The sequence below is a fragment of the Streptomyces sp. NPDC036822 genome (assembly GCF_055609145.1).
Genome location: NZ_JBVJPY010000003.1, coordinates 306,237 through 318,082 on the forward strand (window position 1 = coordinate 306,237; position 11,846 = coordinate 318,082).

Below are 11,846 nucleotides of genomic sequence, written 5' to 3' on the forward strand. Positions count from 1 at the left end.
ACCGCCCCCGAGACCGGAACCGCCCCCCGGACCGGCACCGCCCCCCTGACCCGCCCCGGTCTCCAGGTGGCGGCCGCTCCCGAGCCGCGCCCTCGCGACACGTCCGGTCCCCAGCCCACCCCCCAGCCCGCCTCCCATGCCGCCGAGAGCGACAGCGACAGCGACGGTGTCGACGACGCGCTCGCCCTCCTCGGGCGGCCCCGCACCGCCGGGCCGCGCCCGGAGCAGGCCCACCGAGCCACCTCGTGGCCCGCGGCGCGGTCCGTCGCCGTCCGGTCGGGAGCGGAGGCCGGGGCAGGCCGCGCGCCGCGCGCCGTCCCGCTCGGGCAGGCGCTCGGCCAGGTGTTGGCCGAACCGCTGCGCGCGCTCACCGACCTGCCGCCCTTCGACACCTCCGCGATGGACGGCTGGGCGGTCGCCGGCCCCGGCCCCTGGGAGATCCGCGAGGCGGAGTCCGTTCTCGCCGGAGACGCCCCCGCCGGCGCGCTCGCCGACGGCACGGCGGTACGGATCGCCACCGGCGCCCGGATCCCGGCCGAGACGACGGCGGTCATTCGCAGCGAGCACTCCCGCACCGACACCGGCGGACATCTGCACGCCCGGCACCGGGTGGTCCACGGCCAGGACATCCGTCCCCGGGGCCAGGAGTGCCGCTCCGGCGACGACCTGCTGCCCGCCGGCACGCCGATCACCCCCGCGGTGCTCGGCCTCGCCGCGGCGGCCGGATACGACGCGTTGAACACCGTGCCCCGGCCCCGGGTGGAGATCCTGGTCCTGGGGGACGAGCTGCTCACCGCGGGCCTCCCCCACGACGGCCTGATCCGCGACGCCCTCGGTCCGATGATCGGCCCGTGGCTCAGCGCGCTCGGAGCCGAGGTCCTCGCCACCCGCCGGATCGGCGACGACGCCGAGGCGCTGTACGCGGCGGTCACCGGGTCGGAAGCCGATCTGGTGATCACCACCGGTGGTACGGCAGCAGGCCCCGTCGACCACGTTCACCCCGTCCTCGCCCGAGCGGGCGCCACCCTGCTCGTGGACGGCGTGAAGGTCCGCCCCGGCCACCCGATGCTCCTCGCCCGCCTTGACTCCCCCGACAAGGCGCAGGAAGCCGAGCGCCCCGGCAGGTATCTGGTCGGCCTGCCCGGCAACCCGCTCGCCGCCGTCTCCGGGCTCCTCACCCTCGCGGAGCCCCTGCTGCGTGCGTTGGGAGGTGCCCCGGCGCCCGCGCCGTACCGGGCACCGGTACGCGACGAGGTGCACGGCCATCCGCACGACACCCGGCTCGTCCCGGTCGTCCATCGCGGCGAGGAGGCCGTACCCCTGCACTACAACGGCCCGGCGATGCTCCGGGGCATCGCGGCCGCGGACGGCATGGCCGTAGTGTCGCCCGGCGGCGCGAAGCCCGGTGACGTCCTGGAGATTCTCGACCTCCCCTGGCCCGTGGCGCCGGCCGCAGGAGCGTCCCAAGGAGTGTGTTTCACGTGAAACTTCCCAGTCGGGACATCATGGCCCGCCATGTCGACGAAAAGGTGGTCCCCTCCCGGGTCCACATGCCCCGACAGGTCGTCGAGCGGCCGCTGCGCCAGGTGGGCAAGCGGCTGCTGATGGCGCTGGCGGTCCTCCTCGTGACGGTCCTGATCGTCTATCTCGACCGGGACGGGTATCACGACAACGCCAATGAGACGGTCTCTTTCCTCGACTGCTTCTACTACGCGACCGTGACGCTCTCGACCACCGGATACGGCGACATCGTCCCGTACAGCGACTCGGCGCGGCTCGTCAACATTCTGCTGGTCACGCCCCTGCGCGTGCTTTTCCTGATCATTCTGGTCGGCACCACTCTCGAGGTCCTCACCGAACGGACCCGGGAGGAGTGGCGGCTGAACCGCTGGAGGTCCACCTTGCGTGACCACACCGTCGTCGTCGGCTTCGGTACGAAGGGGCGATCCGCGATCCAGACGCTCTGTGCGACCGGACTGCGCAAGGAGCAGATCGTCATCGTCGATCCCTCGAGCAAGGTGATCGAGACGGCGAACGCCGACGGCTTCGTCGGTGTGGTCGGCGACGCGACCCGCAGCGATGTGCTGGTCCGCGCCGAGGTGCAGAGGGCCCGTCAGATCGTCATCGCCACACAGCGCGACGACACCGCCGTCCTGGTCACCCTCACGGCCCGGCAGCTCAACCGGGGCGCGAAGATCGTCGCGGCGGTACGGGAAGAGGAGAACGCGCCGCTGCTGCGCCAGTCCGGCGCGGACGCCGTCATCACCAGTGCCAGTGCGGCGGGCCGCCTGCTGGGGCTTTCGGTGCTCAGCCCCAGCGCGGGCACGGTGATGGAGGACCTCATCCAGCAGGGTTCGGGCCTCGACCTGATCGAACGGCCGGTGATAAAGGCCGAGGTGGGCAAGAACGTACGCGAGACCGAGGACCTGGTGGTCAGCGTGCTGCGCGGACACCGGCTGCTCAGCTACGACGACCCGGCCGCCAGTCCCCTGCAGTTGACGGACCGTGTGATCACGATCGTGCGCGCGGCGGCTGTCACGCCGTTGTCGACGCCGCCGGAGTAGCCTCGCCGCCATGCATGCGATCACGATTCCGGAACCCGGTGGTCCCGAGGCCCTGGTGTGGGCCGAGGTGCCCGATCCCGTGCCCGCCCAGGGCGAGGTCCTCGTCGAGGTGGTGGCGAGCGCCGTCAACCGCGCCGATCTGCTCCAGCGACAGGGCTTCTACGACCCGCCGCCCGGTACCTCTCCGTATCCAGGTCTGGAGTGCTCCGGACGGATCGTCGAACTCGGCCCCGGGGTGTCCGGCTGGTCGGTCGGCGACGAGGTGTGCGCCCTGCTCGTCGGGGGCGGTTACGCGGAGAAGGTGGCGGTCCCCGCAGGCCAGTTGCTGCCTCTCCCGGAGGGGGTGGACCTCGTCACGGCCGCGGCGCTGCCCGAGGTCACCAGCACCGTCTGGTCGAACGTCTTCATGATCGCCCACCTGCGGCCGGGTGAGACGCTCCTCGTGCACGGTGGGGCCAGCGGCATCGGAACGATGGCGATCCAGTTGGCCAAGGCGGTGGGTGCGCGGGTGGCGGTGACCGCCGGCGGGCCGGAGAAGCTGGCGCGCTGCGCCGAGCTGGGCGCGGACATCCTGATCGACTACCGCGAGCAGGACTTCGTCGACGAGTTGCGCAAGGCGACCGACGGAGCCGGTGCGGACGTCATCCTGGACATCGTCGGGGCGAAGTACCTGGACCGCAACGTCAAGGCGCTCGCCGTCAACGGGCGGCTCGCCGTCATCGGCATGCAGGGCGGAGTGAAGGGCGAGCTGAACCTGGCCGCGCTGCTCGCGAAGCGGGGCGCGATCACGGCGACGACACTGCGCGCCCGCCCGCTCGAGGAGAAGGCCGCCATCGTCTCCGCGGTGCGCGAGCACGTCTGGCCGTTGATCGGCGCGGGCACGGTCCGTCCGGTCGTCGACCGCACGCTGCCGCTGCGGGACGCCGCCGAGGCCCACCGGGCGCTCGATTCCGGGACGCACGTGGGGAAGGTCCTGCTGCTCGCGCAGGGCTGACACCCGTCCTATGCCAAAGGGGCCCGGCACACACGCTCGTGTGCCGGGCCCCTTCGCGCGCTGTACGGGCCGGGAACTCCTAGGCCGTGTCCGGAAAGACTCGCCTGGGTCGCGATCGACTGCACACCCCTGGAGGTCTGGGTTGCGATCGGCCGGACACCCCTAGAGGTAGGGGCCGGAGCGGATCGCGTGGCCGTGGCCCTGGTCGTCGTCCTCGTCGTGCGAGGTGCCCGGCGGGAGGGCCCGCCGCATCTGCTCCAACTGGGCACGGGCCGCCATCTGCTGGGCGAACAGTGCCGTCTGAATGCCGTGGAAAAGACCCTCCAGCCAGCCCACCAACTGGGCCTGCGCGATGCGCAGCTCCGCCTCGGAGGGGATCGCCTCGTCCGTGAACGGCAGGGAGAGACGCTCCAGTTCCTCGACCAGCTCGGGCGCGAGCCCGTCCTCCAGCTCCTTGACCGAGCTGGCGTGGATGTCCTTGAGCCTGACGCGGCTGGCCTCGTCGAGAGGTGCCGCCCGTACTTCCTCCAGGAGCTGCTTGATCATGCTGCCGATCCGCATGACCTTCGCAGGCTGCTCGACCATTTCCGTCACCGGGACCTCGCGGGATTCGTCGTCACCCTGAGTGCCGCCGAGAGCCATACCGTCCTGTCCCACGATGAGGACCTGGGGGCTCTCCTGCGACCGTTCATTCCTCGGCATCTCCATGCCGCCATTCTCTCGCACACATGCCTCACCACACGGTGTGCCCCTGTACGAGGGTGATCCACCCTCGTACAGGGGCACAGCAAGGCAACGGAACGGGCGGGAACGGCCCGGTCAGGTCGCGGCGCGGCGGGCCAGGGCTCCGCGTGAACGGGTCACCAGGGCGGCCAGGATCGCGGCGCCGAGGGGGACCAGGACCAGCAGGGCGAGCAGCGTCGCCCACGGCATGACGATCGTGACCTGCGGAGGCGTGAGCGCACCGCCCCAGCCCTCCGCGAGGGCCTGCTCGAAAAACCGCTCCCGCTGGCGCTGCTCGGTGAGACGCAGCCCGATCGCCGGCAGCACTCCGGCCATCGATCCGAGAATGACACCCATCGCCGCGACCACACCGCACTGGAATCCGCTGAGGCTACGGCGGACGCGGGGCGGTGCGCCGACCGCGGCGAGGGTCTTGAGGTCCGCCTCGGCGTCGGCCTGCGCGAGACCGGTGGCGATACCGGCGGCGCCGATGGTGACCAGGCCCGCGAAGACGGTCAGTGCCAGGAGCACGATGCTGGTGTCGCCGACGAAGCCCTCCTCCACGCGGAGGTCGACATCGCTGCCGATTTTGGCGAGCTCGCCGTCCAGCTTCTGCCGGGCCTCGGTGCCGGGCAACGTGTCGGTGGAGAAGAACGAACCGAGCGGCACGGTGGAGAACCCCGCCGCCTTGGCCGCGGCCGGGGTGATGAGCCCTTGCAGGCCGTACGCCTTGTGGTCCCCGGTCACCAGGTGGGCGGGGAGGGTCTTGACCACACCGGGGAGCGGCTTGCCCTCCTGCTCGGCCCGGTCGGCCGCCTCCGCGTCGGCGATCAGCTTGACCGAGATCGTGCTGTCCCGTCCGACCTGCGCCCGGGAGAAAGTGACGATCTTGCCGTCGGCGAGCGCCTTCTCGGCGGCCGCGTCCTTGATGCCGAGCACCTTCAGGACGGGGGCGTCACCCACGAGCAGACCGCCTTCGGCACCGATGATCCCGCCGTTGCCGCTCTCCAGGCAGCGCCAGTCCTTGGCCAGCTTCTCGCGCTCAGCCCGGGTGAACTTGGACGCCGGGTCCTCGCCGTCGGCGCTCGGACCCCACAGCGGGCACTCGTTGGCCTTCGGGATGACGATGTCGAACCGGCCGCACCCCGGCTCGCCGCCGTAGGGCGCGCAGGTGGGCTTGCCGACGTGGACGCGGGCGACGTCGGCGCGGGTGTCGACGGGGAACAGACGCTGGACGGCGTCACGGACCGCCGGAACGTCCCGGCCGCCCTCCTCGACGACGAGCGCGGAGACCGCGCCGTACGGGAGCTGGGCCTGGTACTCGGCACGGGCCTCGGCCTCGTCGCTCGCCGCGTAGGTGGAGACGGCGACGGTACCGGCGACGGCGGCGAGCACGGCGGCGACGGCGGGGGCCGTACGACCCCGGTTGCGCACCGCGTCCCGCAGGGCCAGCCGCGGTGACAACGGCAGCCAGCGGCCGATCCGCCCGAACAGGCCCACCAGGGCCGGGGTCAGGGCGACCACGCCCAGCTCGGCGATGGCGCTGCCGCCCGCGACGATGACGAACTGGTCCGTGACGACCGAGCCGTACAGGGCGATGGCCCCGCCGAGGAGCACGGCGCCGAGGCCCACCATGGGCAGCACACGGCTGCTGCGGCGGACACCGCGGCGGCCGGTGAGCGAGGCCAGGACGGTCTGCCGGGAGGCGGTGACGGCCGGGACGATCGCCGCCAGCAGGCCGGTCAGGACGGCCAGCAGGGCGATGCCGAGAAGCTCCAGCGGGCGGACGTCGAAGGCGCCGAACCGCTGGCCCATGTACTGCTCGAGGAGAGGCTGCAGGGCGAAGGTCAGGATCAGGGCCAGGACCGTGCCGACGACGGCCGCGGCGACACCGATGACCAGGCCGCCGGCCAGGACGATGGCGCGGATGTGGTTCCGGGCGCCGCCGTTGGCTCCGACGAGGCCCAGCTGGCGGCGCGAGCGGCGCGCGCCGACGGCGAAGGCGGGGCCGGCAAGGAGACAGATCTCCAGCATCGCCAGGCCCACGACGGTGCCCAGGGCGGCGAGTTCGGCGGTCTGGGCGCCGACGCTCTGCTGGTAGTCGCCCCAGCCGGCCATCTGGAGGAGCGGGACCTCCGAGTCGGCGGGCGGGTCCAGCAGGACCAGGCGCGAGAGGACCGCCACGCCCTTGGTGTTGATCTGCTGCACGCTGTTCCACGTGAAACCACCGGAGTGCTTCACCAGATACGTGGTGGAGGGCTGCGGCTTCGACAGGCCGGCGCTCTCGGCGGCCTTCGCGTACGGGGCGAGGAAGGCCCCGGGCAGGGCGTTGACCTGGTCGGTCTTCAGGTCGTTGGGCAGTTCGTAGGCGCCGACGATCCGGTACGGGCGGTCGTAGCCCCGCGCGGAGAGGGTGGAGCCGATCGACAGTCCGCTGGTCTCCAGGAAGTGCGTGGTGGCGGCGACCTCGTCGGACTTCTCGGGGAAGCGGCCCTCCTGGAGACTCATGATGCCCCCGGCGACCGGGTCGGCGGCCTTCAGTTCACGGACCTCGGTCTGGAGCAGTCCGTGGACGGTGGTGAGCTTGGCGTTGCCGGTGGTGTCGGTCAGGACAATAGAGCCGGCCGGGATGGCCTTGGTGACATCGGTCGGGCCGCTCGGCCAGACCGCGTCGCCGTAGTCCTTGGCCGGCGTGTGTATGTCCCCGTCAGGGGACTGGTAGATGGGCACGCCCGCGTACTGCGTGTCGCTGAAGCGGGCGTCGGCCGCGCCGATGCTGCGCTCCAGCTGCTCCTGGGGGGAGAGTTCGGAGCTGCGCAGGGTCAGGTCGGCGGCGCTGACGCCCAGGATGGGCAGGGCGATCATCGCGAGGACGAGAAAGCTGCGGCCTTTGAAGCGCCAGGCGTCGCGGCGGGCGATGCGGATGGCGGCGCGCCAGGAATGGAACCAGTTGTTCACCGCTCGGCCGCCTGGCCGGACAGGAGCGAGTCGGCGTCGCTGCGGACGGTCTGGTCGACGACGGCGCCGTCGCGCAGGAAGACGACCCGGTCGGCCCAGGCGGCGAACCGCGGTTCGTGGGTGACGAGGACGCCCGCGGCGCCGGCGTCGCAGCGCGAGCGGAGCAGGGCGAGGACGGATTCGCCGGTCTCGGAGTCCAGGGCTCCGGTGGGTTCGTCGGCCAGGACCAGGCGGCGGTCGCCGACGAGGGCGCGGGCGATGGCGACGCGCTGCTGCTGGCCGCCGGACATCTCGTCGGGGAAGCGGTCGGCGAGGTGGCCGAGCTCCATCTCCTCCAGGGCGGCGAGGGCCTCGGTGCGGGCCTTGCGGGCGGAGACGCCGTCCAGCTCCCGGGGCAGGGCCACGTTCTCGGCGGCGGTCAGGGCCGGGATGAGGTTGTAGTCCTGGAAGACGTAACCGATGCTGCGGCGGCGCAGGGCGGCGAGCGCCTTGCGGCCGGCGGTGGTGATGTCGGTGTCCTCGACGATCACCCGGCCGGAGGTCGGGGTGTCGAGCCCGCCCGCGATGGTGAGCAGCGTCGACTTGCCGGAGCCGGAGGGGCCCATGACGGCGACGAGTTCACCGGGGTAGACGGCGAGGTCGATGCCGCGCAGGGCGTGCACCTCGGTGGCGCCCGAGCCGTGCACGCGGGTGAGGTTCTGGAGTTGCAGCACGGGCTTCTGTGGCTGCCGTGACTGCTGTGGCTGATGGGACTGCGCTGTGGTCATGGAGGGGTCCCCCTAGGTCGTACGCGGGATCGACGCCCGGATGACGGGCGGTGGGCGCGTACGGAGCGGTCGAAGAGGCGGTACGGATGGTGGGGCCGCGGGTCGGCCCGGTGCGGTGCGGTCCGGGTGGCGGCGCGGCGGTGGGTGGAGCGGAGTCGGGCGGGGTCGGTGCGGAGGCTCCGCGGAACAGCGGCTTACCGTCCGGGGAAGACGCTTCCCGTGTGGGGAAAGAGGCTTCTCCGGCGGGACCGGCCGGCGGTCAGCGCAGGGGTGCCGGGCGCACGTCCTCGGCGGGCGTGACCGCCCCTGCGGGCGTTCCGGTCTCCTTGACGGCGGCGGCCGTCGCCGAGAGGCGGATCAGCCGGGCCTCGCAGTGGTCGAGCCAGCGGGCCTCGGCCTCCGTCTGGAAGATCAGCTGTTCCAGGACGAGCAGCCAGGCCACGTCGTCCCGTTCCCGGCTCTCCCCGCTCTCCAGCGCGGCGAGGGCCTGGGCCTTGAGCCGGGTGTAGTCCTGCATCGCCTTCACGGTGTGATGGCGCTGGGACTGGATGACGGCACGGATGTCCACGCCGGGCGCGCCGACGGCCATGGCGAGCTTGATGGCCAGTTCGTCACGGGCGGGGCTCGTGCGGTCGACGGGCTTCTCGAACCAGGACCTCAGCTCGGCCCGCCCGCCGTCGGTGATCCGGTAGAGGGCGTGGCCTGCCTCGTCCTCCCCGTCCTGGGCGACCATGCCGTCGCGTTCGAGACGGTTCAGGGTCGTGTAGACCTGGCCCACGTTGAGCGGCCAGGTGGAACCGGTGCGGGACTCGAACTCCGTACGGAGCTGTGAGCCGTACCGAGGACCCCGTTCGAGGAGGGCGAGAAGCCCGTGACGGATCGACATACTCAGTATGTATACCGAGTATGTCCACGCCGACAAGCGACCTCAGACGGAACCGTCGCGTCCGTCTCAAGGGGGACCCGGAGGCTCAGCGGCGCCGCATCCGGATGCCGAGGAAGCCGATCCCGAGGCCCATCAGGGCGAGGCCCGCGCCCAGGGTGAGGACGGGAATCTGCCGGTCAACGACGGTGGAGGTGGATTCCGTGCCCAGTCGGCGGGCGGCGGCGGGCAGGCTTTCGGGCGCTCCGGAGGGGAGCGTCGCCTCCGTCGCGGGTACCCCTTCGTGGTCCTGTGCCTCGTCCTCCGTCAACGTCGGAGGGTCGTCGGCTGTTGCGGTTTTGGTACGCGAGGGGTCGGCCGACTCGCCGGGGGAGAGCGGTACCGGCACCGGGGACGCGGCGGGGCGGCCGGGGCGCTCACGCCCCTGTCCGGCCGGGCGTCCGGCGAGCGAGGCGGACCTGCTGGGGGCGCCTGGTTCGGAGGGCCCGGGCGTCACCGAGGGCGCGGCGGGGGCGGCGGGCGCTCCGGAGGCGCCGGGCGTGGCCGCCGTCCCGCGACCCGGGGCCGCCGTGGCCGGCCGCGAGGCCGTGGCCTTTCCGGAGGCGGGCCTCTCGACACCCTTGCCGGGGGCCTTGCCGGGCGCGCCCGGCCTGTGGGTCGTGGGAGCTCCGGGGCGCTTGCCCCCGCCCGCCGCCGATGACGCGGCGGGAGCCGAGGGGGCGGAAGGTACGGGAGTCGTCGCCGGAGCCGGCTGCGCGGCGGAGGCCCCCGCCACGCGCTGGTCCGGCTGCGCGGCGGAGGCCCCCGCCCGCGCCGCGCGCACGTCCGGTCGCGCGACGGAGGACCCCGGCCCCGAGTCGGAGACCCGGGCGGCGCCGGACCCCGCTCGCGCCACAGAGGGTGCCGCCGTCCCGCTCACCGCGGGGCCCGCCGGCCAGGCGGACGCGTTCTGCGCTCCGTAGGAGAGGGGCGCGCCACTCACCACCAGCGAGCACACGAACACCGGGCCGAGGGCCCGTCGCCGTGCCCCGCGGAGTACTGGAGTCACGGGGTGACCCCCTCCCGTACCGAGCCGCCGAGGAATCGAACTCAGCGTCACATGTCGGGACACTTCCGGCATCCCGGGCGGGACAGGCGGAGGACGACCGCGGTGGGAGGAGTCTCGGCGCCCCCGTGAAGGCCCACCGCCGAGCCGCCCCCGCGAAGGCCCACCGCCAAACCCCACCGCCGAGCCCCGCCCCGCGAAGGCCGCTGAGGCCGAGCCGGCAGGAGCGGCCTGAGCGGGGGCAGGGCGGGCGGAGGCTACTGCGGCGGGTTGCCGGTCGACACCTTCAGGGTGAACTCGGCGTCTTCCTTCGAGGCGTCCTCGCCGGACGGCGGGTACTGCTCCAGGACGGTGCCCTCGCCGTAGGTGGCCTCGTCCACCGGCGTCTGCGTGGTGATCTTCCACCCGGCGGCCTGGATGCACGCCTTCACGGACTGGATGTTCTTGTAGGTGAAGTTCGGGATCTGGAACTTCGCCGGGTCGTCGTTCGACTCGGTCGGCTCCGTGCACTTCTTCGGGTCGATGGTCTTCGTCAGGTCCGGACCCTTGTGACCGGGAGCCGCCGACTGGCTCTGGCTCGGGTCGCCGGTCGCGTTGGCGTTCGGGTCGTCCTTGTTGAGGGAGATCGCCGTGATCACCCCGCCGATCACGACCAGCACCACGACGATCGCACCGACGAGCACCGGCATGTTGCGGCCGGAGCCGCCCGATCCCCCGTGGCCGCCGACGGAGGACGGCGACGCGGAGGTCGAGGGCTGCGGCGACATCGTGTACGGCCCGGGCGTGGGCGTCTGGTACGCCGGGGCCTGCGGCGGATATCCGTACGAGGGCGCGGGGGCCGGGGTGGGGACGCCGTACGGCCCGGGCTGCGGTGTCGGAGCCTGGTAGGGGTGCTGCACGCCCTGCGTGGAGGGCGGCGGGGTCTGGCCGACCGGCGGGAAGACGGCCGAGCCGACGCCCGCACCGCTGCTGACCGGACCGCCCGCGACGATCACGGGAGCGCCCGTCTGGCCCGCCGACAGCACCCGCAGGCACTCGTCCTGCATCGCCGCAGCGCTCGGGAACCGCTCGTTCGGGTTCTTCTTCAGCGCGCGGGCGACGAGCGCGTCCATCGCCGGCGTCACCGACCGGTTGATGGAGGAGGGAGCGACCGGCTCCTCCTGGACGTGCGCGTAGGCGATGGCGAGCGGCGAGTCCGCGTCGAACGGGAGGCGGCCGGTGAGCAGCTGGAACAGCATGATGCCGACCGAGTAGAGGTCGGATCGGGCGTCCACCGCGCGGCCGAGCGCCTGCTCGGGGGAGAGGTACTGCGGGGTGCCGACGACCATGCCGGTCTGGGTCATCGAGGTGACACCGGACTGCATCGCACGGGCGATGCCGAAGTCCATGACCTTGACGACGCCGCGCTTGGTCATCATGACGTTGCCGGGCTTGATGTCGCGGTGGACCAGGCCCATCTCGTGGCTGGTCTCCAGGGCGGCCAGTACGTCGGCCGTCACCTTCAGCGCCTTGTCGGCCGGCATCGCGCCGTACTGCCGCACGTCGGAGGCGAGGACCGAGCCGAGCGGCTGTCCCTCCACGTACTCCATGACGATGTACGGCATGACGGCGCCGTCGAGGGTGTCCTCGCCGGTGTCGAAGACCGAGACGATGTTGGTGTGCGACAGCTTCGCGACCGCCTGCGCCTCACGGCGGAACCGCTCGCGGAACGACTGTTCCCGGCCGAGCTCCGTGTGCAGGGTCTTGATGGCGACCTGCCGGTCGAGCGCGCTGTCGTAGGCCAGGTAGACCGACGCCATGCCGCCTTCGCCGAGCAGATCACGAAGCTGATAACGGCCGTTCGCGACCGAACCGCCCGCATAGCGGCCCTGTGCGCCGTCCTGGCTCATTCGTGCTTCCCCCTACGCGCGCG

Annotated in this window: 10 protein-coding genes; 4 read left to right on the top strand and 6 right to left on the bottom strand. The window is 72.5% G+C overall.

The genetic code is table 11. The features are described from left to right. The first annotated feature begins 45 nt into the window (after nt 1-45). The 3 genes from ACZ68P_RS08935 to ACZ68P_RS08945 are packed head-to-tail and all read left to right on the top strand — an operon-like array spanning nt 46 to nt 3,558. Nucleotides 46-1,485, top strand: a complete 1,440-nt coding sequence (locus tag ACZ68P_RS08935) for a molybdopterin molybdotransferase MoeA (protein WP_471004907.1) — start codon at nt 46-48, stop codon at nt 1,483-1,485. A gap of 20 nt (nt 1,486-1,505) precedes the next feature. Continuing rightward, nucleotides 1,506-2,564: a potassium channel family protein gene (locus ACZ68P_RS08940; RefSeq protein WP_471004909.1), complete on the top strand. Its 1,059-nt coding sequence runs from the start codon at nt 1,506-1,508 to the stop codon at nt 2,562-2,564. Nucleotides 2,565-2,574: 10 nt separating this feature from the next. Then, nucleotides 2,575-3,558, top strand: coding sequence for an NAD(P)H-quinone oxidoreductase (locus tag ACZ68P_RS08945; RefSeq protein ID WP_471004331.1), 984 nt, complete (start codon nt 2,575-2,577; stop codon nt 3,556-3,558). A 162-nt stretch (nt 3,559-3,720) separates the two neighbouring features. On the opposite strand, the gene ACZ68P_RS08950 is transcribed toward ACZ68P_RS08945, so the two are convergent. The 5 genes from ACZ68P_RS08950 to ACZ68P_RS08970 form a co-directional block, all read right to left on the bottom strand. Then, nucleotides 3,721-4,266 carry a bacterial proteasome activator family protein gene (locus ACZ68P_RS08950; RefSeq protein WP_471004333.1) on the bottom strand — a complete coding sequence of 182 codons (546 nt, stop codon included), beginning with the start codon at nt 4,264-4,266 and terminating at the stop codon, nt 3,721-3,723. Nucleotides 4,267-4,377: 111 nt separating this feature from the next. Continuing rightward, nucleotides 4,378-7,239: an ABC transporter permease gene (locus ACZ68P_RS08955; protein ID WP_471004335.1), complete on the bottom strand. Its 2,862-nt coding sequence runs from the start codon at nt 7,237-7,239 to the stop codon at nt 4,378-4,380. Further along, the gene (locus ACZ68P_RS08960; RefSeq protein ID WP_471004337.1) at nt 7,236-8,006 is read right to left on the bottom strand and encodes an ABC transporter ATP-binding protein; all 771 of its coding nucleotides are present in this window, start codon (nt 8,004-8,006) and stop codon (nt 7,236-7,238) included. The genes ACZ68P_RS08955 and ACZ68P_RS08960 overlap by 4 nt, the downstream gene beginning before the upstream one ends. Nucleotides 8,007-8,265: 259 nt before the next feature. Further along, the gene (locus ACZ68P_RS08965) at nt 8,266-8,892 is read right to left on the bottom strand and encodes a PadR family transcriptional regulator (protein ID WP_471004339.1); all 627 of its coding nucleotides are present in this window, start codon (nt 8,890-8,892) and stop codon (nt 8,266-8,268) included. Between the two features lie 85 nt (nt 8,893-8,977). Beyond that, complete coding sequence (locus ACZ68P_RS08970) at nt 8,978-9,199, bottom strand: hypothetical protein (RefSeq protein WP_365713161.1); 222 nt, start codon at nt 9,197-9,199, stop codon at nt 8,978-8,980. Nucleotides 9,200-9,566: 367 nt separating this feature from the next. Between ACZ68P_RS08970 and ACZ68P_RS08975 the strand changes: the two genes are divergently transcribed. Beyond that, nucleotides 9,567-9,851 carry a hypothetical protein gene (locus ACZ68P_RS08975; RefSeq protein WP_471004341.1) on the top strand — a complete coding sequence of 95 codons (285 nt, stop codon included), beginning with the start codon at nt 9,567-9,569 and terminating at the stop codon, nt 9,849-9,851. 340 nt (nt 9,852-10,191) lie between these two features. On the opposite strand, the gene ACZ68P_RS08980 is transcribed toward ACZ68P_RS08975, so the two are convergent. After that, nucleotides 10,192-11,823 (bottom strand): Stk1 family PASTA domain-containing Ser/Thr kinase, encoded by a 1,632-nt coding sequence (locus ACZ68P_RS08980; RefSeq protein ID WP_471004343.1) that lies wholly within the window; start codon nt 11,821-11,823, stop codon nt 10,192-10,194. Nucleotides 11,824-11,846 lie beyond the last annotated feature (23 nt).

Bases quoted from the DNA above. Each gene is read 5' to 3' on its own strand.
- ACZ68P_RS08965 (WP_471004339.1), bottom strand. From the start codon at position 8,892: ATGTCGATCCGTCACGGGCTTCTCGCCCTCCTCGAACGGGGTCCTCGG.
- ACZ68P_RS08960 (WP_471004337.1), bottom strand. From the start codon at position 8,006: ATGACCACAGCGCAGTCCCATCAGCCACAGCAGTCACGGCAGCCACAG.
- ACZ68P_RS08940 (WP_471004909.1), top strand. From the start codon at position 1,506: ATGGCCCGCCATGTCGACGAAAAGGTGGTCCCCTCCCGGGTCCACATG.
- ACZ68P_RS08950 (WP_471004333.1), bottom strand. From the start codon at position 4,266: ATGGAGATGCCGAGGAATGAACGGTCGCAGGAGAGCCCCCAGGTCCTC.
- ACZ68P_RS08980 (WP_471004343.1), bottom strand. From the start codon at position 11,823: ATGAGCCAGGACGGCGCACAGGGCCGCTATGCGGGCGGTTCGGTCGCG.
- ACZ68P_RS08945 (WP_471004331.1), top strand. From the start codon at position 2,575: ATGCATGCGATCACGATTCCGGAACCCGGTGGTCCCGAGGCCCTGGTG.